The sequence below is a fragment of the Enterobacter sp. BNK-16 genome, assembly GCF_048684955.1.
Lineage (GTDB): Bacteria > Pseudomonadota > Gammaproteobacteria > Enterobacterales > Enterobacteriaceae > Enterobacter > Enterobacter bugandensis.
Genome location: NZ_JBLQTQ010000001.1, coordinates 4,294,430 through 4,316,414, shown reverse-complemented (window position 1 = coordinate 4,316,414; position 21,985 = coordinate 4,294,430). Strand labels below are relative to the sequence as shown.

The following is a 21,985-nucleotide window of genomic DNA, read 5'->3' as shown; positions in this document are numbered from 1 at the left end:
TAAATGCCGTTATGGCTCATCCGGGCCAAGGGAATAAACCGGATAACCATGCTCACGCCACTCCGTCAGCAGCTGTTGCTGCGTGGCGGACGGCACTTCGCCACACCAGACCAGCAGGGTCTGGCCGTCGAAAAACTCGGGTTTGAGCTGCCCCAGCGAGTGCGCAAGGACATCCACGCGCCAGCCCTTTTGGGTGGCGATCCACGCTTCCAGCCACAGACGGGTGGTATCGTGCACGTTCCAGCCGACCACCAGCGCATCTTTTCCTGCCTTATTCTTCGCCGAGGCAAGACAGACTGCGATATAGTTGATCAGCACCCCGTCAAGCATGCTGAGCAGCGCCTGCAGGGTAGACTGTTGGCACTGCAGGCGCCGACGGAGCGGAATGAAAAGATGGGTGATAAGCGTTTTCGCCGGATAATCGCGACCCTGCTCTTTGATCCAGGTGCGCAGTCGCTGCAGGTTACCCGCCTGCAGGAGCCGCAGCAGAGTTTCCTGCTGCTCGCGCCAGAGGCGTTGCGTGTCCGGGTCGTCGTGGCTCAGCAGGGACTTCACTTTCCCGACCTGCACCCCGTTGTCGATCCAGCTTTTGATTTCGCGGATCCGGTCGATATCGGCATCGTTGAAAAGGCGATGACCACCGTCCGTCCTCTGTGGTTTGAGCAATCCATACCGTCGCTGCCACGCCCGTAGGGTAACGGGATTGATATCACAAAGGAGTGCCACTTCACCGATTGTGTAAAGCGCCATATTTGCCCCCTGGCTTACGCGTCCCCAGCTTAACTGTAGACCCACTTTGCCGAACCAGGAAGAATTGATTAATTTTTAAACAGATTATGCGAACCATGCACGATGTGCAGAAAAAGATGTGATAACGGACACGATTTTGCGCTTTTTTGGGGCGCTTCAAAGAAAGTTCAGCCGCATCCGTGTATGTTACGCGTTTTTTAGCGTGTGCGGTTTTGAGTATGTACGAGTTTAACCTGGTGCTGCTGTTGCTTCAGCAGATGTGCGTGTTTCTGGTCATTGCCTGGCTGATGAGCAAAACGCGTCTTTTCATTCCGCTGATGCAGGTCACCGTACGCCTGCCGCACAAGCTGCTCTGCTACGTCACCTTTTCTATTTTTTGCATCATGGGGACCTACTTCGGCCTCCACATCGAAGACTCTATTGCTAATACGCGCGCCATCGGCGCGGTGATGGGCGGGCTGCTGGGCGGACCGGTCGTCGGTGGTCTTGTCGGTTTAACCGGTGGGCTGCATCGCTATTCCATGGGCGGAATGACGGCGCTCAGTTGCATGATCTCGACGATCGTCGAAGGGCTGCTTGGTGGCCTGGTGCACAGCTATATGATTAAGCGCGGTCGCCCGGACAAGGTGTTTAGCCCGCTTACCGCCGGGGCCATTACCTTTGTGGCTGAAATGGCGCAGATGGCGATCATTCTGCTGATTGCCCGCCCGTTCGAGGATGCGCTGCACCTGGTCAGCAGTATTGCCGCCCCGATGATGGTGACCAACACCGTCGGCGCGGCGCTGTTTATGCGTATTCTGCTCGACAAGCGCGCCATGTTTGAGAAGTACACCTCGGCCTTTTCCGCCACGGCGTTGAAGGTTGCCGCCTCTACCGAAGGGATCCTGCGTCAGGGGTTTAACGAAGAGAACAGCATGAAGGTTGCGCAGGTGCTCTATAAAGAGCTGGATATTGGTGCGGTGGCCATTACCGATCGCGAAAAGCTGCTGGCGTTTACCGGCACCGGAGACGATCACCACCTGCCGGGCAAACCGATCTCGTCGACCTATACGCTGCGCGCCATTGAAACCGGCGAAGTAGTGTATGCCGACGGTAACGAAGTGCCTTACCGCTGCTCGCTGCATCCGCAGTGCAAGCTGGGCTCCACGCTCGTCATTCCGCTGCGCGGGGAAAATCAGCGGGTGATGGGCACCATCAAGCTGTATGAGGCGAAAAACCGTCTGTTCAGCTCCATCAACCGCACGCTGGGGGAGGGTATCGCCCAGCTTCTTTCCGCGCAAATTCTGGCCGGGCAGTATGAACGGCAGAAAGCCCTGCTGACGCAGTCTGAAATTAAGCTGCTGCATGCCCAGGTCAATCCGCATTTCCTGTTTAATGCCCTCAACACGCTCAAAGCGGTGATTCGCCGCGACAGCGATCAGGCCGCGCAGCTGGTGCAGTTTTTGTCGACCTTTTTCCGTAAAAACCTGAAGCGCCCGTCAGAGATCGTGACCCTCGCCGATGAAATTGAGCACGTGAATGCCTATCTGCAAATTGAGCAGGCGCGGTTTCAGTCCCGACTGCAGGTGTCGCTCTCCGTTCCGGACGAGCTGGCGTATCAGCATCTTCCGGCCTTTACCCTGCAGCCTATTGTGGAGAACGCCATCAAGCACGGTACCTCGCAGCTGCTGGGGACAGGGGAGATAACCATTGCCGCCAGCCGTTTTAACCACCACCTGGTGCTGGATATTGAAGATAACGCCGGGCTGTACCAGCCTTCCGCTTCGGGCGGATTAGGGATGAGCCTGGTTGATAAACGTCTGCGCGCCCATTTTGGCGACGACTGTGGCATTACCGTCGCCTGCGAGCCTGACCGTTTTACCCGTATTACCGTTCGACTGCCGCTGGAGGAAAACGCATGTTAAGAGTGCTGATCGTGGATGACGAGCCGCTGGCACGGGAAAACCTGCGCGTTCTGCTGCAGGAGCAGCCAGACATTGAGATTGTGGGGGAGTGCGCCAACGCCATTGAGGCCATCGGTGCGGTGCACAAGCTGCGCCCGGACGTGCTGTTCCTCGACATTCAGATGCCGCGCATCAGCGGGCTGGAGATGGTCGGCATGCTCGACCCGGCGCATCGTCCCTACATCGTGTTTCTGACGGCGTTCGACGAATATGCCGTTAAGGCTTTTGAGGAGCACGCGTTCGATTATTTACTCAAGCCGATTGAAGAGAAGCGGCTGGAAAAAACGCTCACCCGCTTACGCCAGGAGCGAACCGTCCAGGACGTTACGCTGTTGCCGGAGAACCAGCAGCCGCTGAAATTTATCCCCTGCACCGGGCACAGCCGGATTTATCTGCTGCAGATGGATGATGTGGCGTTTGTCAGCAGCCGCCTGAGCGGGGTGTTTGTCACCAGCGCGGAAGGGAACGAAGGGTTTACCGAGCTGACCCTGCGCACGCTGGAGAGCCGCACGCCGCTGATTCGCTGTCACCGTCAGTATCTGGTGAACATGGCGCACCTGAAGGAGATCCGTCTGGAAGATAACGGTCAGGCCGAGCTGGTGCTGCGCGCCGGGCAGACCGTCCCCGTCAGCCGCCGCTATCTGAAAAGTTTGAAAGAGGCGATTGGCCTGTAAAACTGGTACACTGCGCGCCATTGCATCATCGACATTCGAAGGCTCTATGCTAAGTAACGATATTCTTCGTAGCCTGCGCTACACCCTGAAAGCAAACAATAACGACATGGTGCGCATTCTTGCGCTGTCCGACATGGAATCCACGTCTGCAAATTTTGATACCTGGATGACCAAAGAGGACGAAGAGGGCTTCGTCCGCTGCCCGGACATCATTCTGTCGGGTTTTCTGAACGGGCTGATTTACGATAAACGTGGAAAAGATGACTCCGCGCCCGAGCTGGCGCTGGAGCGTCGCGTGAACAACAACACGGTGCTGAAAAAGCTGCGTATCGCCTTCTCGCTGAAAACGGACGATATCCAGGCGATCATGACCGAGCAGAAATACCGCGTGTCGATGCCGGAAATCACTGCCATGATGCGCGCGCCGGACCACAAAAATTACCGCGAGTGCGGCGACCAGTTTCTGCGTAATTTCCTGCGCGGGCTGACCCATCGGGTGCATCACCCGAAACCATAAAAAAAGCCGGAGATTATCTCCGGCTTTTTTGTTATTTCACCTGCTGGCCCGGCTTCGCGCCTTCGTCTGGGCTTAACAGGAAGATATCCTTCCCGCCAGGGCCTGCTGCCATCACCATCCCCTCGGAAATGCCGAAGCGCATTTTGCGCGGCGCCAGGTTAGCGACCATCACGGTTTGACGGCCGATCAGCACCTGCGGGTCCGGGTAGGCAGAACGGATGCCGGAGAAGACGTTGCGCTTCTCGCCGCCGAGATCCAGCGTCAGGCGCAGCAGCTTGTCAGAGCCTTCCACGAATTCTGCGTTTTCAATCAGCGCCACGCGCAGATCGACTTTTGCGAAGTCATCAAAGGTGATCGTTTCCTGAATCGGATCGTCCGCCAGCGGGCCGGTTACCGGTGCTGCAGCCGCTTTCACCTCTTCTTTAGAGGCTTCGACCAGCGCTTCAACCTGCTTCATCTCAATGCGGTTATACAGCGCCTTAAATGTGTTCACCTTGTGGCCGAGCAGCGGCTGCGCCATTGCATCCCAGGTCAGTTCGGTGTTCAGGAACGCTTCAGCGCGGGCTGCCAGCTGCGGCAGAACCGGCTTCAGGTACGTCATCAGCACGCGGAACAGGTTGATGCCCATGGAGCAGATGGCCTGCAGATCGGCATCGCGGCCTTCCTGTTTAGCGACAACCCACGGCGCCTGCTCGTCCACATAGCGGTTAGCCAGGTCAGCCAGCGCCATGATTTCACGCACTGCTTTACCGAACTCGCGCGTTTCCCAGGCTTCGCCAATGGTGGCTGCCGCGTCGGTGAAGGTTTGGTACAGGGCAGGGTCCGCAAGTTCAGCGGCCATTACGCCGTCAAAGCGCTTGGCGATAAAGCCCGCGTTACGGGACGCCAGGTTCACCACCTTGTTGACGATGTCTGCGTTCACACGCTGCACGAAATCTTCCAGGTTCAGGTCGATATCGTCGATGCGGGAAGAGAGCTTCGCGGTGTAGTAGTAGCGCAGGCTGTCCGCGTCGAAGTGGTTCAGCCAGGTGCTGGCCTTGATGAACGTCCCGCGGGACTTGGACATTTTCGCGCCGTTCACCGTGACGTAGCCGTGAACAAACAGGTTGGTTGGCTTGCGGAAGTTGCTGCCTTCCAGCATGGCCGGCCAGAACAGGCTGTGGAAGTAAACGATGTCTTTGCCGATGAAGTGGTACAGCTCGGCGGTAGAGTCTTTCTTCCAGTATTCGTCGAAGCTGACGGCGTCGCCCCGCTTGTCGCACAGGTTCTTGAAGGAGCCCATGTAGCCGATTGGCGCATCCAGCCAGACGTAGAAATATTTGCCCGGCGCATTCGGGATTTCGAAGCCAAAGTACGGCGCATCGCGAGAGATATCCCACTGCTGCAGGCCGGATTCGAACCACTCCTGCATCTTGTTCGCCACCTGCTCCTGCAGCGCGCCACTGCGGGTCCACGCCTGCAGCATTTCGCTGAAGGACGGCAGGTCGAAGAAGAAGTGCTCGGAATCACGCATCACAGGTGTGGCGCCGGATACCACGGATTTGGGCTCAATCAGTTCGGTCGGGCTGTAGGTCGCGCCGCAGACTTCGCAGTTATCGCCGTACTGATCCGGGGATTTACATTTTGGACAGGTGCCTTTGACGAAACGGTCCGGCAGGAACATGCCTTTTTCCGGATCGTACAGCTGAGAGATAGTACGGTTTTTGATGAAACCGTTCTCTTTCAGACGGGTGTAGATCAGCTCCGACAGCTCGCGGTTTTCGTCGCTGTGCGTGGAGTGATAGTTGTCATAGCTGATGTCAAAGCCAGCAAAATCGGTCTGATGCTCCTGACTCATTTCGGCAATCATCTGCTCCGGGGAAATCCCCAGCTGCTGCGCTTTCAGCATAATCGGCGTGCCGTGGGCATCGTCCGCACAGATGAAGTTAACCTCGTGGCCGCGCATTCGCTGGTAACGGACCCAGACATCAGCCTGGATATGCTCCAGCATGTGGCCGAGGTGGATTGAGCCGTTGGCGTACGGCAGGGCGCACGTTACCAGAATTTTTTTCGCGACTTGAGTCATAGTAGGCATTACTTCTTTTAACTGTGAAAAGGGTTTTCGATATTACCAAAAGGGGCATTATTAAGTAAGCACAAACCACGGCCTTTCAGGTAAACTTGTTTGTATAAGGTCTTATTCACAAGAACAAAGGAGTCGGGATGAGTTCTCAATCCCAGGCCAAATCACCGGAAGCCTTACGAGCAATGGTCGCCGGGACGCTGGCTAACTTTCAGCATCCAACCCTGAAACATAACCTCACTACGCTGAAAGCGTTACACCACGTCGCGTGGCTGGACGATACGCTGCACGTTGAAGTGCAGATGCCGTTCGTCTGGACCAGCGCCTTTGACGCGCTGAAAGAGCAGACCAGCGCCGAGCTGCTGCGCATTACCGGTGCGAAAGCGATTGACTGGAAGCTGAGCCACAGTATCGCCACGCTGAAACGTGTGAAAAATCAGCCGGGCGTCAATGGGGTGAAAAACATCATCGCCGTGAGTTCAGGTAAGGGTGGGGTGGGTAAATCCTCTACCGCCGTCAACCTCGCGCTCGCGTTGGCGGCGGAAGGGGCAAAGGTCGGTATTCTGGATGCCGATATCTACGGTCCGTCTATTCCAAACATGCTGGGTGCGGAAAATCAGCGCCCAACCTCGCCGGACGGCACGCATATGGCGCCGATCGTGGCGCACGGTCTGGCGACCAACTCCATCGGTTACCTGGTGACCGACGATAACGCCATGGTCTGGCGCGGCCCGATGGCCAGCAAAGCGCTGCTGCAGATGCTGCAGGAAACGATGTGGCCGGATCTGGATTATCTGGTGCTGGACATGCCGCCGGGCACCGGTGACATTCAGCTGACGCTGGCGCAGAACATACCGGTAACGGGGGCCGTTGTGGTCACCACGCCGCAGGATATCGCGCTGATCGACGCCAAAAAAGGCATCGTGATGTTCGAGAAAGTGGAAGTGCCGGTGCTCGGCATCGTCGAGAACATGAGCATGCACATCTGCAGCAACTGCGGACACCATGAGTCTATCTTTGGTACGGGTGGGGCGGAAAAACTGGCAGCGCAGTATCACACCCAGCTGCTGGGGCAGATGCCGCTGCATATTTCCTTGCGTGAAGATCTGGACAGCGGGAAGCCGACGGTCGTCAGCCGTCCGGACAGCGAGTTCGCTGAGATGTATCGCCAGCTGGCGGGGCGCGTTGCGGCGCAGCTCTACTGGCAGGGTGAAGTGATCCCGGGTGAAATCGCCTTCCGCGCGGTGTAACCCCCCAGCGCTGGATTGCCGGGTGGCGGCTTCGCCTTACCCGGCCTACGAAATACGATTTTGTAGGTCAGGTAAGCGAAGCGCCACCTGACTTTACCCAAGCCGGTAATGCATAAGATAGTATTCTCCCTCAGGAGAATTCCCCGTCGCCTCAATGTGCCAGCCGTGCCGCTGGTAAAACGTAATAGCCCGCGCATTCTTCACCAGACACTTGAGTGAGCCCGTGCTGGTAAACGTCTTCTGTACGTGCTCAAGCAACACATGTCCGACGCCCCGACTCTGATACTGCGGGTCGACAAACAGGTTGTGCAGAAAATTATCGTTCGTCCAGACTGAGGCGAAGCCAAGTCGGTGCCCATCCTGCTCCGCCACCCAAATCTCTTCGTCCAGGGTTGCCGCGTCAAAATCTTCAAGCTGCCACGCAGAACTGTCCAGCCACGGCCAGGCTTCACGCCGGGCGTGGAGGTAGAGCGTACGCAGGAAAGGGCGGTCGCTCTCCTGCCACGGACGGATTACGATCGTATCAGCGATGATAGAAAATATCTCCATTGTAGGCTTTGTAGATTTTGCCATCTGCATCGCCAATCAAGACGTAGTTTTCGCCCATGTAGGTCCAGTGGGTACCGGCATCCGGTGCCGGAAGGTTACGCAGCTGGTACTGTTTAATGGTGTACTCCGGCGTTTGATACTGCGCCGGTGCCGTATCGCCGATTTTAAACTTCGTGAAATCGGCGATGAACTCTTGTTCTTCATAGGCCTTGATGCCCGATGGCGCAGCGGCGGTTTGCGGGGCAGAGAACGCGGAGCCCGCCAGAGACAGTAATACACCCAGAAGCAGCAATTTACGCTTAGCCATTTTTTCTCCAGTGATATTGTTTCAGAGACTTTCGTCTGCAGGGCACACAGCACAAGACAGACGGTCTATTTTAAGTATCAAAGCATGATGCGTTTGATAAAAAATGTAACAAAAGTGGAGGGGTTTGGGTAGTCGATAACGGTGATGCTCATCATTGCGGTGAATGTTGATTGTGCGGAATATTTGTTATTTTTATTATTTTATTAATCTATTCTGAAAATAAGTTTCTACGTCAAAATTGCACCGTTAAGCGAATGCTTTTGCAAGGGATAACATTTAATATCGCGGCGCATAAAGTATTATTACTCTCCGTTTTCTTGCGCAATTGTGCGCTGTTTTTTTAACTTTTTAAACAACAGCGAACGTGTGTTTTGCAGCATCGCGGGGAAATAATAAATAACGATATTTCAAGGTCTTGCTTGCTTTTTTTTTGCGAGTTAACTACCCAGCGCAACGATAAATCAACATTTTATATAAATGAAAACTACAACTGCTCTTTTACTGTCCTTTCTGACGCTCAGCCAGCTAACAGGATGTGTATTTTCACCAGGCCAGAACTTAAGTCTTTCCGGGAAAAAAGTCACTACCGGTGAAGAAATTAACGATCCGCTGGACAAATGCGTGGAGGTTTTTCCTTTAACCCCTGGATTGATTGAAAAACTGCGCCCACCCGTTTCTAAATCTCAGGCAAATCCTACTCTGGATGAGCAGCTCAAAAACTGGGAATACCGCATTGGCTCAGGGGACATTTTGACGGTCACCGTCTGGGATCACCCTGAACTCACGACGCCCGCAGGGCAGTACCGTAGCGCGAGCGACGCGGGTAACTGGGTTAACGCCGATGGTACGCTTTTCTACCCCTACGTCGGCAAGCTGAAAGTGGCGGGCAAAACGGTTTCGCAGGTACGTGAGGAGATCACCGCGCGGCTGGATGAGGTCATTGAGAGCCCTCAGGTGGACGTCAGCGTTGCCTCCTTCCGTTCTCAAAAAGCCTATATCACCGGAGAGGTTGAGAAATCGGGCCAGCAGCCAATAACCAATATTCCATTGACGGTAATGGATGCGGTGAACGCTGCGGGCGGTCTCTCTGCGGATGCCGACTGGCGTAACGTCGTGCTCACGCATGATGGCCAAGACTCGCGCCTTTCACTCTATGCTCTGATGCAACATGGCGATTTAACCCAAAATAAGCTTCTTTATCCGGGCGATATCCTGTTTGTTCCCCGGAACGACGCGCTGAAAGTGTTTGTGATGGGCGAGGTGGTTAAACAGAGCACCCTTAAGATGGATCGTAGCGGCATGACGCTGGCCGAAGCCCTGGGGAATGCAGGCGGGCTGAACCAGAATATGGCCGATGCAACCGGGATTTTTGTTATTCGCCCGGTTTCACGAAAAGGCGAGAAAGATAAAATCGCCAACATCTATCAACTCAATGCGGAAGATGCCTCAGCCATGGTGCTGAGCACAGAATTCGAGCTGGAACCGTACGACATTGTCTATGTCACGACGGCACCGCTTTCACGCTGGAATCGTGTGATCGCCCAGCTGGTACCCACCATCAGTGGCGTACATGACCTGACCGAAACCGTCCGTTACATCAGGTCGTGGCCGCAATAATGTTCAATTCAATTCTCGTGGTTTGCACCGGCAATATTTGCCGTTCACCGATGGGTGAGCGGCTGTTGCGCCAGCAGCTACCCGACGCGCAGGTAACCTCGGCAGGTATTTTCGGGCTTGAAGGACGCCCGGCGGATGCGACTGCAAAAGCAGTCGCCTTACGTCATGGCGTTTCGCTGGAAGGTCACGTGGCGCGTAAGGTCACACGTTTTCTGTTACAAAAATCCGATTTGATTCTGGTGATGGAGCCAGAGCATCTCCGTTTTATTGCCTCAGTGGCGCCGGAGAATCGGGGGAAATCGCTGTTGTTTGGTCAGTGGCTGGAAACAAAGGACATTCCCGACCCGTATCGCAAAAGCCGGGAAGCCTTCGAATATGTTTTCGAGCAGTTAGGAAAAGCCAGTCAGGAATGGGCTCGTCGTTTGCGTCAACAAGGAATGAAGCAGTAATGTCGTCTCATAAATCAGACAAATTTGGTGCTGCGACACCGCATGATAATGAAATTGATCTCATTCAGCTGTTGGCTGAGATGTTTGATCATCGGGTAATGATAGCGTGCATCACGCTCCTGTTCACCGTATGCGCCGGGATCTATGCGTATAGCGTCACACCGATCTATCAGGCTGATGCCCTTGTGCAGATAGAAGCGAAGCAGGACAACTCGTTGCTCAAAAGTTTAAGCCAGTTTGGTACCGATCTTTCACCTGATGTTGCGCCCGAACTCTTGCTGCTCAAGTCGCGGATGATTCTGGGAGAGACCGTTGACAAGCTGGGGCTAACGTACAGCGTCAAACGGCGCGTGCTGCCCGTCATTGGGCCGCTGCTGGAACGAGGGCGTAAAGCCGGTGAACTGACAATTGGCGCGCTCACCCTTCCTCTTCTGGAAGACAAGCCACAGGAACTTTTACTGACCGTGCAGGAGCAGGGCCGGTATCACCTCGAAGGAAAAATGCTTGAGGCTGATGGCGTTGTTGGGAAAACGCTGGTTAAAGGCGGAGTAACGCTGCTTGTCACCTCGCTCAGTGCGGCACCAGGCACCCGGTTTGCCCTCAAAACCGTCACAAAGCTTGAAGCAATAAACGCCCTTCAGCGCCGACTCATTGTTTCTGAGTCGGCGAAGCAGAGCGGAATTATCAGCTTAACGCTGACGGGCGAGGACCCTGACAAGATCGCCGTGGTGCTCAACACCATTGCTGAAAATTATCTCAGCCAGAATATTGCGCGCCAGGAAGCTAAAGATACCCGCAGCCTGACGTTTTTACAGGACCAATTACCTAAAATCAGGCGCGAACTGGATGAAGCAGAAGCACGACTGAACGCCTACAGAGAGCAGCGCGATTCTGTCGATCTATCCCTTGAGGCGAAGACGGTTCTCGATCAGGTTGTTAATGTGGAAAATCAGCTTAACGAGCTGACGTTCCGCGAAGCAGAAGTTTCTCAGCTTTTCAAAAAGGATCACCCAACCTACCGCGCCTTACGTGATAAAAAACAGACCCTAAAGCAGGAACGTACGCGCCTGAATAACCGCGTTTCATCCATGCCTTCTACCCAGCAGGAAATTTTGCGTTTAAGCCGTGACGTTGAGTCCGGGCGCACCATCTACCTGCAGCTGCTGACGCGTCAGCAGGAGCTGAATATCTCGCGCTCCAGCACCATCGGAAACGTGCGGATCATTGACCCTGCAGTAACGCAGCCTGGACCCGTCAAACCGCACAAAGTGATTATCATTGTGCTCGGTATGCTGGTGGGATTGATGCTCTCTGCAGGGACGGTGTTGGTGCGCTCTGCGTTTAAACGGGGCATCACCTCGTCTGAACAGCTGGAAGCGCAGGGAATGCCTCTTCTGGCTACGCTCCCCCGTTCAGTGTGGCTATGGAAAAAAACGCATTTGCGCAGGAGGACGCTGTTTGCTTCCCACTGGAAGCACAGGACGTCAAACGTACCTTTCCTGCCCGTTGACCGACCGGCGGATATATTTGTCGAGGCGGTGCGCGGGTTACGCACCAGTCTGCATTTTATCATGATGAATGCCGTTAATCGGATAGTGGTGATTTCTGGTCCTTCGCAGGACTGCGGAAAGACTTTGGTGAGCACCTCGCTGGCGTCGATTGCCGCTCAGGCAGGTCAACGGGTACTGTTTATTGATGCGGATATGCGCAAGGGATATGTTCACAATATTTTCAAACTGAACAACCAGCATGGGTTGTCCAGCGTGCTGGGGGGAAGCATAGAGTGGCAGGATGCGATTCAACGCTTCGAGAAAGGTGGCTTTGATGTCTTGACCTGTGGATCTCAGCCTTCACATCCTGTCGAGCTGCTTATGAATGAGCGCTTCCAGACGGTAATGTCGCGAATAGACAAAGAGTACGACATCGTGATTGTCGACACGCCACCGGTGCTGGCCGTAACGGATGCGCTACTCGTCGCCAGAGCCGCGGCAACCACGTTGCTGGTTGCCCGTTTCGGTAAAACCAGCGTCAAAGAGATCGAAAACTGCCGGAAGCGTCTGCAGCAGATGGGCGTCCAGGTTGAAGGCGCGATTCTCAATGATATTGTGAAATCCGCTGCGTTCTATTACCACTCGGGTTATAGCCATTACAACTACGGCTATACCCCGGAATAAAGTGACGCGACACTTCTTTACAGCATGACGCCGAATAGCCCGCTAAGATGACCTCCGTTAAATCGAGAGGTCATAATGGATAACCGTAAATTGAGTCGCCTGCGCCGCTGGGCGCGGGAAGGGATCATACTCATTCTGCTTACGCTGGCGGTCATGTGGGGCGTGGATCAATACCGAAAGCCGTCATTACCCGCCAGCTTTAGCGCAACGCCTATGCAGAGTATCGACGGTAACATTCACGATATCGCGGCGCTCAGCAAGGAGCGCCCCCTGCTGATTTACGTCTGGGCAACCTGGTGTAGCATCTGTCGTTATACGACACCTGCGGTCGATAAGCTGGCAAAAGAGGGCGGTAACGTCGTGAGCATTGCCATGCGCTCCGGTGACGATGCAAAGCTCGCTCGCTGGGCTGAAAAGAAAAACCTGAGTATGCCGGTGATTAACGATGCAAACGGCGCCGTGTCGCAACAGTGGCAGGTGAGCGTAACGCCGACGCTGGTGATTGTGTCAAAGGGGAAAGTAGTCAGTACCACAACGGGCTGGACGAGCTACTGGGGATTGAAAATCAGAATGTGGTGGGCAGGCGTATAAAGATAACCCCTCTTCCGACGGAAGAGGGGTTTTGTATTACTTCGCGAGAACTTCCTGCGCGGTGCGCTCAACCAGCGACAGCAGGATTTTGATATCTTCCAGCGTCACGGTTGGGTTCAGCAGAGTCAGCTTCAGGCAGGTGATGCCGTTATGCTCGGTCACACCGACGTTTGCACGGCCGGATTCCAGCAGCGCATCACCAATTTTCTGGTTCAGCAGGGCGATGCCCGCGTCGTCCATCTGCACCTGGCCACGGAAGCGGAACAGCACGCTTGCCAGCTGTGGCTGCATAACCAGTTCCAGAGCAGGCTGCTCTTTCACGTAGGCTGCAACCTGCTGCGCCAGCGTTACGCCGTGATCGATGATCGCCGCGTATTGCTCCTGACCCAGCGCTTCCAGGCTCATCCACAGCTTCAGCGCGTCGAAACGACGGGTGGTCTGCAGAGATTTGGACACCAGGTTAGGCACGCCCGCTTCTTCGTCGAACTCAGAGTTCAGGTAGGCCGCCTGATAGCGCATCAGCTCATAGTGACGCGCTTCTTTCAGCAGGAACGCGCCGCAGCTGATGGTCTGGAAGAACTGCTTGTGGAAGTCCAGGGTGACGGAATCCACCAGCTCGATGCCGTCCAGGTAGTGACGATACTGATCGGACATCAGCAGCGCGCCGCCCCAGGCCGCGTCAACGTGTACCCAGATATTCTGCTTCGCCGCCAGTTCAGCAATGGCACGCAGCGGATCGATAGCACCGGCATCGGTAGTACCTGCCGTCGCGACGATGGCCAGAATCTGCTCCCCGTTCGCGTTGCACTGCTCGATTTTCGCCGCCAGATCGGTCAGATCCATGCGGGAGAACTCGTCGGTTTTCACCTGCACTACGGACTGATAGCCCAGGCCCATCAGCGCCATGTTTTTCTGCACGGAGAAGTGCGCGTTCTCGGAGCACAGCACGCGAATTTTGCGCAGATCGCCCACCAGACCGTCCTGCTGAACGGAGTGGCCCTGACGCGCGAAGAATGCGTCACGCGCCAGCATCAGACCCATCAGGTTGCTCTGGGTACCGCCGCTGGTGAACACACCCGCGTCGCCAGCCTGATAACCCACGCGGGTACGCAGCCACTCGATCAGTTTGATCTCAATAATGGTTGCGGACGGGCTTTGATCCCAGGAGTCCATACTCTGGTTAGTGGCGTTGATCAGCACTTCCGCCGCCTGGCTTACCACCAGGCTTGGGCAGTGCAGGTGCGCCACACACTGCGGGTGATGAACGGACAAGCTGTCTTTCAGGAAGAATTCCACGGCGCGTTCAATCGCCGCTTCGTTGCCCAGCCCTTTCGGGTTGAAATCCAGCTTAATACGGTCGCGCAGCTCCGCGACCGTTTTGCCCTGGTACATCTCAGGCTGCTTCAGCCACTGCATCACAGCCTGAGTGCTTTGTTCAATCGCCTGCTGGTAAGCTTCAATGCTCTGCGCAGAGGAGAACAAAATTGGGTTTGAATCTGACATCGTAATCAACTACTCCGGTTACGCCGGGCGAACGCCCGCAGCAAGCAGTGCCTGCTCGAATTTATCCAGGAAGATTTTCAGCTCTTCGTCGCTGATCAGCAGGGAAGGCAGCAGGCGCAGAACGATACCGTTACGACCACCACGCTCCAGAATCAGACCTGCTTCAAAGCACTTCTTCTGAATCAGCGCAGACAGCTCGCCGTCGCCAGGGAAGCAGCCCATATGGTCAGCAGCTTCGTGTGGCTTAACGATCTCGATACCGATCATCATGCCCAGACCGCGCACGTGACCGATGACCGGATAACGTTTTGCCATCTCTTTCAACTGGCCTTTCAGCCATTCGCCTTGTGCAGCCACTTTGCCCGCGATGTTCTGGTCTTTCAGGATTTTCAGCGTCGTCAGGCCGGTTGCCATTGCCAGCTGGTTGCCGCGGAAGGTACCGGTGTGGTGGCCTGGCGCCCATGCGTCGAACTGCTTTTTGATACCGAGCACGGCCAGCGGCAGACCGCCACCAACCGCTTTAGACATCACGATGATGTCTGGCTCGATGCCCGCGTGTTCGAAGGCGAAGAATTTACCGGTACGGGCAAAGCCAGCCTGAACTTCGTCGAGGATCAGCAGAATGCCGTGTTCCTGAGTCACTTTACGAATGCGCTGCAACCACTCAGCCGGAGCCGGGTTCACGCCGCCTTCGCCCTGAACGGCTTCCAGGATCACCGCGGCAGGTTTACGCACGCCGCTTTCAACATCGTTGATCAGGTTGTCGAAGTAGTAAGTCAGCGCTTTCACGCCCGCTTCACCACCGATACCCAGCGGGCAGCGGTACTCGTGCGGGTAAGGCATGAACTGCACTTCTGGCATCATACCGTCAACCGCTTCTTTCGGAGACAGGTTGCCGGTCACGGACAGTGCGCCGTGGGTCATGCCGTGGTAACCACCAGAGAAGCTGATGATACCGCTACGGCCGGTCACTTTTTTCGCCAGCTTCAGCGCCGCTTCAACGGCGTCGGCACCGGATGGACCGGTGAACTGCAGGCAGTACTCTTTGCCCTGACCAGGCAGCAGAGAGAGCAGATATTCAGAAAACGCGTCTTTCAGAGGCGTGGTCAGATCCAGAGTGTGTAACGGCAAGCCGCTGGTAATGACATTTTGGATGCTTTTCAGCACATCAGGATGGTTATGGCCAAGCGCAAGGGTCCCTGCGCCTGCTAAACAGTCAAGGTATTCTTTATTATCTGCATCGGTGATCCACACGCCTTCTGCTTTAGTAATCGCTAAAGGCAGTTTGCGCGGATAACTCCTGACGTTAGATTCAAACTCGGCCTGACGGGCCAGATAGGTTTCGTTGCTTTTGTGGGCATCTACGGTGTCAATACGGACTTTATCCGTCATCATATCACTCCTACAACCGCCGCTTCGCTATGAGCCACGATTGAATAAAAAGTTAAAAAACAGATGGGGCCTGAAAAAAACGCCGCCAATATAGAGCCTTTTGTCACGGGGCTCAATGGTTAATTTGTTTACTGTTTTGTGACATGGAGCACAGGAGAGGCAATATCACCATTTTCAAAAAGAAAATTACACTTTATTGCCAATAAAAACAATTGCTTATTCGGTATTTGTTTGGGTTGTTAAATGACAGAAAAGAGTGTGACAAATCGTGCCATTGGCTGACAAAAGAAGGGGGTATGCTGCCTTCATACCCCCTTATTCTTCCATCAACGACAAAAAGCGGTAGTCACATGGCGCGCGCAATGGAATCACGCATTAAAAATGGACTTTCAACGCGCGTCGTTTCCCGGTGTTGTTCACCGTTAATAATGTGCAGGGCGCTCAGGCGACCAATTTCGTAGTGGGGCAACTGAACCGTTGAAAGAGGCGGCAAAAACAGCTCGCCAATGCCCACCATGTTGTCATAGCCGATAACCGCGACATCTTCAGGGATGCGAAGCCCTTGCGCCAGCAGCGTCTGGTACACCATAAACGCGATACGATCGTTACCGCAGATTACGGAATCAAACCGCGGGATGCCCTTCCGTATGCGCGCCAGCAATGCGGTCGGAATATCACGATAATGCTCATCCCCGTGCGCCATATACGCATGTTCCAGGCCGTCCGGGTCGATTCCAGCTTCACGGCAGGCGCGTTCAAGCCCCTGACGGCGCCGGGTTGTGGCCAGATGGCCCACAGGTAAATGCAGACACAGGGGCTGCCGATAGCCTTCTGCGAGTAATGCCCTGACGGCGGCGTATTGCCCCTGTTCATCATCCGGGATATAGCTGGCGACCTTTTCACCGACACTCTCGCAGTTGGCCAGCACGCAGGGGAGGGTGAGCAGCTTGGCAGGAAGAGGAACCTGACGTAACCCCATCGTGGTGTAGATAATCCCGTCAGGCCGGTGGGAGAGCAGAAGATCGACAATGGCATCCGGATTGTCGTCAGCAAACATATTCATGACGAAGCTATTCCAGCCGTGCATCCTGGCCGTCTCTTCAATGGACAGCGTAATCTCCACCGAAAAAGGTGTCGTGACCGTATCGAGCGCCAGCACGCCTATGGTTTTAGGCGAAGCATTCGCGCCGCGTATTTTCTTGGCGGACAGATCGGGAACGTAGCTGGTTTGCTCGATAGCCCACTGTACGCGCGCCAGCGTTTCCGGTTTAAGCCGCTCCGGGCTGTTAAGCGCGCGGGAAACCGTCATCAGCGATACGTTAGCCAGCTTTGCGACGTCCTTCAGGGAAGCCATTTTCTTACTCCGTTAATGCTCTGTGAGAGGGTATACAACTAAGTCGCTGATGTAAAAGGAAGGCTGATGACCAGGTTAAGTCATGCTTACCTCAGTTATGAATTTATGATCGCGATCTCACTTCCTTAATGTTAACGTTAACTTTCGTGATTAACATCTTAAATCTTAATCAGACAGCATGAGAAAGCATGGATGTTAACGTTACCATTGGGTCATTACTCCAACACGAGAATGCCATGATGAAAACGCATCACTCTCACAGCTATCCCTTACTGAGCGCATTACTGTTTTTCTTTTTTGTCACCTGGTCATCTTCTGGCTCGTTGCTCTCTATCTGGCTCCACCAGGAAGTGGGGTTAAAAGCGGGGGATACGGGCGTTATCTATGCCGTGCTTTCCGTCTCCGCGCTGTTTGCTCAAATTTGCTATGGATTTATTCAGGACAAACTCGGCCTGCGCAAAAACCTGCTCTGGTTTCTGACCAGTCTGCTTATTCTTTCCGGTCCGGCCTTTTTGCTGTTTGGCTATCTGCTGCAAATTAACGTATTGCTGGGCAGTATTTTCGGTGGGATTTTTATTGGCCTGACGTTTAACGGTGGGATTGGGGTGCTGGAATCCTATACCGAACGCGTAGCCCGTCAGAGCCAGTTTGAGTTTGGCAAGGCGAGAATGTGGGGATCGCTTGGCTGGGCGGCGGCAACCTTTTTTGCGGGGCTCCTGTTTAACATCAATCCGAAGCTGAATTTCGCTGTCGCGAGCGGCGCCGGGCTGGTGTTTTTTGTTTTGCTCGCGCGCCTGCGGGTCTCTTCTGCACCGCACGCCATGCAGGAAGCGGTGTCCGGTGGCAAGGTGACGCTGGAAGACGCATTGCGCCTGCTGACGCTGCCGCGTTTCTGGGCGCTGGTGTTTTTCGTTATCGGCACCTGCATTTACGGCGTTTACGATCAGCAGTTCCCGGTCTATTTCTCATCACAGTTCCCGACGTTGCAGGAAGGGAACGCCATGTACGGCTATCTCAACTCCTTCCAGGTTTTCCTTGAGGCGGCGGGCATGTTTTGCGCCCCGTGGCTGGTGAACCGCCTCGGCGCGAAAAACGGCCTGATATTCGCGGGAATGGTGATGGCAATGCGTATGGTGGCATCTGGTCTGGTTGAGGGGCCGGTGCTCATCTCCATTACCAAGCTGCTGCACGCGGTAGAACTGCCCGTATTGCTGGTCTCGGTATTTAAATACAACAGCTTACATTTTGATAAGCGGCTCTCTTCCACGCTCTATCTGGTGGGCTTTGCCTGTACAAGCTCGGTGATTGCGTCTGTGCTGTCGCCGCTGGCGGGTTACAGCTATGAGAAATACGGCTTTGCCCAATCCTATCTCATTATGGGGCTGTTAGTGTTCAGCACCACGCTCATCTCCATCTTCCTGTTGCGCTCGGGTAAGTCTTCTTCTGACCCGCTCATGCCGCAACCCTCCACTATATGACTGAAAAGAGTAAACAAATGATGTATTCCATTGCCAAAGCTGAACAATCATTACAGGCCAAACGCGGCGATCTTAACCTGCGCTGGTATCCGCGTTACCACCTCGCCGCGCGTGCCGGCTGGATGAACGACCCGAATGGTCTGGTGTGGTTTGACGGCTGGTATCACGCGTTTTACCAGCATCATCCGTACTCGACCCAGTGGGGGCCGATGCACTGGGGTCATGCGCGCAGCAAGGATTTAGTTCGCTGGGAACACCTCCCGGTGGCGCTGGCACCGGAAGGGCCAGAGGATAAGGACGGCTGTTTTTCCGGCTCGGCGGTGGTGGATGGCGATACGCTGGCGCTGATTTATACCGGCCACAAATTCCACGGCGATCCGGATGACGAGGCTAACCTTTACCAGGTGCAGTGCCTGGCAACCAGCCGTGATGGCGTCCATTTTACGCGGCAAGGAACGATCGTTGACACGCCGCCTGGGCTGCATCACTTTCGCGATCCAAAAGTGTGGCGGGAAGGGGAGCGCTGGTACATGGTTGTCGGCGCGCGGGATGGCGAGACGGGCCAGGTGCGTGTTTACCGTTCTGACGACCTGCGCGAATGGCAGGATATGGGCGTGCTTGCGGTGGCTGAAAAAGAGATGGGTTACATGTGGGAATGCCCGGACTTTTTCACCCTCAACGGCAAACGCGTGCTGATGTTTTCACCTCAGGGGCTGGCTGCGGAGGGATTCAAAAATCGCAATCTTTTCCAGAGCGGTTACCTGCTGGGGGAGTGGCAGCCTGGCCAACCTTTCGTGCGTGAAGGTGAGTTTGTGGAGATGGATAGCGGGCATGATTTCTATGCGCCCCAAAGCTTCCTGACGCCTGACGGCCGACGCATCGTTATCGGCTGGCTGGACATGTGGGAATCTCCCCTTCCGGAACAGCAGGACGGGTGGGCTGGCATGCTCTCCTTACCGCGCGAGCTGACGCTAAGCGCAGATAACCGCCTGCAGATGCGGCCAGCCAGAGAAGTGGAAAGCTTGCGGGGAGCGTGGTTCCCCTGGCCGGTGAGCACGCTCAACAATCAGCAGATCGTTCAGGTGGAAAGCTGCGATGCGATGGAGGTCATTCTGCAGTGGGACTGTGCTAACAGCAGCGCGGAGCAGTACGGCATTCGTCTTGGCGACGGATTCCGTCTCTACGTTGATGCGCAGATGCAGCGCCTGGTGCTGGAGCGTTATTATCCGCAGTATGGCCTGTGCGGTACCCGAAGCGTCGCGCTGAACCTGAACGACACGCTAAGCCTGCGCCTGTTCGCTGACAGCTCGTCAGTGGAAGTGTTTGTCAATGAAGGGGAGGCGTGCCTGAGCAGCCGCATTTATCCTGATGAAGGGGCGCGCGAACTGGCAATGTTTGCCTGGACGGGAACCGCATCGCTTATTGATGCCGGGGCGTGGCAGCTAGAGTAATACGTTAAGGCCTGCAAATTAAAAAGGCGACAGGTGTCGCCTCTGTTTCTATTTAATCTTTGTTGCGTAGCCTTCAAACTTTCCTTCTTTACTCACCGCTAATTTGCCTTTAGCATGATAGTAAATGAAGGTGTATAGCCCTTGTGAATAAACTTTTGCCTGAGGCTCATTTTCATCCAGCGCGCCCAATACGCCATCGACATCCAGGATCTCGCCTTTAATTGTGATCTTCATTCCTTCCCATTTAAAGGCGTGTACCGCTTTGGCCGCCTGAGCATGTTGTTTCGCGTCTTTTTTAGCCCAGATACCCGTACCCGCTGCGGCATCACGCGCGTTCGCCCATGCTGCATTTTGTGCGGCTTCATTATAAGCATTCTGGCGATTTTGCTCAGCCAGGTAGCAGGTATCTTTGCTAATGCCCTGGCGCTCACATTCGGCCATGCGCTGAGCAGGTGAAGTACACGCAGAAAGCAGGATGGCAGCGCCAGCTATTAATACCGCTAAGAGTGACTTTATCATTACGATGATACCTTTGGTGAAATATATTCTATAGAAGAAGGTTTAATAGCCGCAAATATAATAAGCCTGATACATAATACCTAACCATGCGCCAACGATAATAAGCATCAGGTACACTATTACAGAGATAACAATGTATTTTGTCATACTGGTTATTTATTAAAAGCCAATCCCTACGCCGACTGAAGCCCCCATATTATTTGCTGTGTCATCAGAGAAGCTCACTTTACCAACCATATGTTCGTTAAAGTTAACCGACGCCCCAACCGCTAACGCGCTTTCACCGTTGTAAGTCGCACCGCCAGCCGAGAACATCACGCGCTGATTTGTTTGCACCTGAGGTAAACCGGCCATCGCCATCGCGCCGCTGATACCCGCGTTTGCTTCTTTCTTGTTATTATCGACTTCCTCACGCAGCGATTTAAATTGCTGGTTAGTGTTGTTATTCAGAGCCTGTAATGTCTGTTTGGTCGCCTGCAGCTCCTGAGCCTCGGCCGTAACCGCCTGACTATTAGTAGCGACTTTAGCCTGTGTTGCCGTGTCTACCTGCGTGCGTGTCACAGTGGTCATCACGCCATTTTTTCCATCTTTGCCGTCTTTACCGTCTTTACCATTCGCTCCGTCACGTCCGTTAGTTCCGGCAACGCCCTGTGCGCCGGTATCGCCTTTCTCACCCTTAGCGCCGTCTTTTCCATCAACCCCGTTAGTTGGTTTTGGTGCATTCTCAAGAGCTAACAGGCGGCCATCTTGTATACCGTTAGTAGCTTCAACAGTTGCAAGGCGGCTATCCTGGACAGCGTTAACAGTTTCAATATTAGTAATTGCAGTTCCGTTAGTCAGCACGCCCTGTAACGCCGCATCACCTTTTTTATTAGCGGTGTCAGCAAGAGCGCCTGCTAATTTAGCTTCATGATCGACACCAGAAACAGAAGTCTGAAGAGAGGAAATATTATTGGCGTTAGTGCTGATATTACCTTTACTAGCGTCAATCTCGTTTTGCATACGCTCACGATCGCCTTGTAAGTTATAGATCTGCCCGTCTTGTTTTACATTCTCAGCTTTCATATCATCCAGATTATAAGCGGTATTGTCAGTCCCCTGAATCTGAATAAAAGTACCTGAATTGAATACGTTATCGTTAAGGTTTACGTTTACATCAGCTGCTTGAGTTACGTTCATAGAGCCAGTGAAAATAACACCAAATACAAAAGCAGTACGGGCATTTTTAACAACTTTCATTTGTAAAATACTCATCATTTAAAAAGTAAAAAAGGGCAAGGCTGGCTATCCTGGCGTGTTGATGTAACGTCTGGTTACGCCCGATTTAAATACGGAGTTACGTTAAATTTTGAATAAATTACTTAATTCGTAACGTGCAGTAACTATCAATTAATGCGAGCTTTTG

At 54.2% G+C, this 21,985-nt stretch carries 19 protein-coding genes; 10 read left to right on the top strand and 9 right to left on the bottom strand.

Annotated features, from left to right (window positions below):
- Positions 1–9: 9 nt before the first annotated feature.
- Positions 10–750, bottom strand: a complete 741-nt coding sequence (mlrA, locus tag ACMGGH_RS20755) for an HTH-type transcriptional regulator MlrA (RefSeq protein WP_059358526.1) — start codon at positions 748–750, stop codon at positions 10–12.
- Positions 751–968: 218 nt separating this feature from the next.
- Here mlrA and ACMGGH_RS20750 point away from each other — a divergent pair, with 218 nt between their 5' ends.
- From ACMGGH_RS20750 to ACMGGH_RS20740, 3 genes are read left to right on the top strand one after another with little or no spacing between them, the layout of a single operon-like run.
- A complete protein-coding gene (locus ACMGGH_RS20750) occupies positions 969–2,654 on the top strand; it encodes a sensor histidine kinase (protein ID WP_059354110.1) in 1,686 nt (561 codons plus the stop codon).
- Positions 2,648–3,367 carry a two-component system response regulator BtsR gene (gene btsR / locus ACMGGH_RS20745; protein WP_023312443.1) on the top strand — a complete coding sequence of 240 codons (720 nt, stop codon included), beginning with the start codon at positions 2,648–2,650 and terminating at the stop codon, positions 3,365–3,367. The genes ACMGGH_RS20750 and btsR overlap by 7 nt, the downstream gene beginning before the upstream one ends.
- Before the next feature lie 46 nt (positions 3,368–3,413).
- Entirely contained in the window at positions 3,414–3,884 is a 471-nt protein-coding gene (locus ACMGGH_RS20740) for a DUF1456 family protein (RefSeq protein WP_045259745.1), read from the top strand.
- Positions 3,885–3,915: 31 nt separating this feature from the next.
- Here ACMGGH_RS20740 and metG read toward each other — a convergent pair whose 3' ends face one another.
- A complete protein-coding gene (gene metG, locus ACMGGH_RS20735; RefSeq protein ID WP_047363114.1) occupies positions 3,916–5,949 on the bottom strand; it encodes a methionine--tRNA ligase in 2,034 nt (677 codons plus the stop codon).
- Positions 5,950–6,086: 137 nt separating this feature from the next.
- On the opposite strand from metG, the gene apbC reads away from it, so the two are divergent.
- Positions 6,087–7,196: an iron-sulfur cluster carrier protein ApbC gene (gene apbC / locus ACMGGH_RS20730; protein ID WP_232948438.1), complete on the top strand. Its 1,110-nt coding sequence runs from the start codon at positions 6,087–6,089 to the stop codon at positions 7,194–7,196.
- A gap of 93 nt (positions 7,197–7,289) precedes the next feature.
- Here apbC and ACMGGH_RS20725 read toward each other — a convergent pair whose 3' ends face one another.
- Together ACMGGH_RS20725 and ACMGGH_RS20720 are read right to left on the bottom strand one after the other, a co-directional pair.
- The gene (locus tag ACMGGH_RS20725) at positions 7,290–7,769 is read right to left on the bottom strand and encodes a GNAT family N-acetyltransferase (protein ID WP_227442414.1); all 480 of its coding nucleotides are present in this window, start codon (positions 7,767–7,769) and stop codon (positions 7,290–7,292) included.
- Positions 7,720–8,052: an RcnB family protein gene (locus ACMGGH_RS20720; protein ID WP_008500887.1), complete on the bottom strand. Its 333-nt coding sequence runs from the start codon at positions 8,050–8,052 to the stop codon at positions 7,720–7,722. Before ACMGGH_RS20720 ends, ACMGGH_RS20725 begins: the two co-directional genes overlap by 50 nt.
- Before the next feature lie 477 nt (positions 8,053–8,529).
- On the opposite strand from ACMGGH_RS20720, the gene ACMGGH_RS20715 reads away from it, so the two are divergent.
- The 4 genes from ACMGGH_RS20715 (at position 8,530) to ACMGGH_RS20700 (ending at position 12,883) form a co-directional block, all read left to right on the top strand.
- Complete coding sequence (locus ACMGGH_RS20715) at positions 8,530–9,669, top strand: polysaccharide export protein (protein ID WP_126300519.1); 1,140 nt, start codon at positions 8,530–8,532, stop codon at positions 9,667–9,669.
- Positions 9,669–10,118 (top strand): protein-tyrosine-phosphatase, encoded by a 450-nt coding sequence (locus ACMGGH_RS20710; protein ID WP_048957523.1) that lies wholly within the window; start codon positions 9,669–9,671, stop codon positions 10,116–10,118. The genes ACMGGH_RS20715 and ACMGGH_RS20710 overlap by 1 nt, the downstream gene beginning before the upstream one ends.
- On the top strand, positions 10,118–12,292 hold the full coding sequence (locus ACMGGH_RS20705; RefSeq protein ID WP_126300518.1) for a polysaccharide biosynthesis tyrosine autokinase: 2,175 nt from the start codon (positions 10,118–10,120) through the stop codon (positions 12,290–12,292). Before ACMGGH_RS20710 ends, ACMGGH_RS20705 begins: the two co-directional genes overlap by 1 nt.
- 75 nt (positions 12,293–12,367) lie before the next feature.
- Positions 12,368–12,883 carry a protein disulfide oxidoreductase gene (locus tag ACMGGH_RS20700; protein ID WP_045259750.1) on the top strand — a complete coding sequence of 172 codons (516 nt, stop codon included), beginning with the start codon at positions 12,368–12,370 and terminating at the stop codon, positions 12,881–12,883.
- Positions 12,884–12,919: 36 nt separating this feature from the next.
- On the opposite strand, the gene ACMGGH_RS20695 is transcribed toward ACMGGH_RS20700, so the two are convergent.
- The 3 genes from ACMGGH_RS20695 to ACMGGH_RS20685 all read right to left on the bottom strand — a co-directional run bounded on the left by ACMGGH_RS20695 (position 12,920) and on the right by ACMGGH_RS20685 (position 17,132).
- The gene (locus tag ACMGGH_RS20695) at positions 12,920–14,386 is read right to left on the bottom strand and encodes a pyridoxal phosphate-dependent decarboxylase family protein (RefSeq protein ID WP_028013828.1); all 1,467 of its coding nucleotides are present in this window, start codon (positions 14,384–14,386) and stop codon (positions 12,920–12,922) included.
- Between the two features lie 18 nt (positions 14,387–14,404).
- The gene (locus ACMGGH_RS20690; protein WP_014884533.1) at positions 14,405–15,781 is read right to left on the bottom strand and encodes a diaminobutyrate--2-oxoglutarate transaminase; all 1,377 of its coding nucleotides are present in this window, start codon (positions 15,779–15,781) and stop codon (positions 14,405–14,407) included.
- 343 nt (positions 15,782–16,124) lie between these two features.
- The gene (locus ACMGGH_RS20685) at positions 16,125–17,132 is read right to left on the bottom strand and encodes a LacI family DNA-binding transcriptional regulator (protein WP_126300516.1); all 1,008 of its coding nucleotides are present in this window, start codon (positions 17,130–17,132) and stop codon (positions 16,125–16,127) included.
- 236 nt (positions 17,133–17,368) lie between these two features.
- Here ACMGGH_RS20685 and ACMGGH_RS20680 point away from each other — a divergent pair, with 236 nt between their 5' ends.
- Positions 17,369–18,610, top strand: a complete 1,242-nt coding sequence (locus ACMGGH_RS20680) for an MFS transporter (protein ID WP_028013826.1) — start codon at positions 17,369–17,371, stop codon at positions 18,608–18,610.
- Between the two features lie 17 nt (positions 18,611–18,627).
- The gene (locus tag ACMGGH_RS20675) at positions 18,628–20,061 is read left to right on the top strand and encodes a glycoside hydrolase family 32 protein (RefSeq protein WP_232948439.1); all 1,434 of its coding nucleotides are present in this window, start codon (positions 18,628–18,630) and stop codon (positions 20,059–20,061) included.
- Between the two features lie 48 nt (positions 20,062–20,109).
- Here the strand turns inward: ACMGGH_RS20675 and ACMGGH_RS20670 are convergent, their stop codons facing one another.
- Positions 20,110–20,580: a hypothetical protein gene (locus ACMGGH_RS20670; protein WP_232948440.1), complete on the bottom strand. Its 471-nt coding sequence runs from the start codon at positions 20,578–20,580 to the stop codon at positions 20,110–20,112.
- 159 nt (positions 20,581–20,739) lie between these two features.
- On the bottom strand, positions 20,740–21,819 hold the full coding sequence (locus tag ACMGGH_RS20665) for a YadA C-terminal domain-containing protein (protein ID WP_232948441.1): 1,080 nt from the start codon (positions 21,817–21,819) through the stop codon (positions 20,740–20,742).
- Positions 21,820–21,985: the final 166 nt, after the last annotated feature.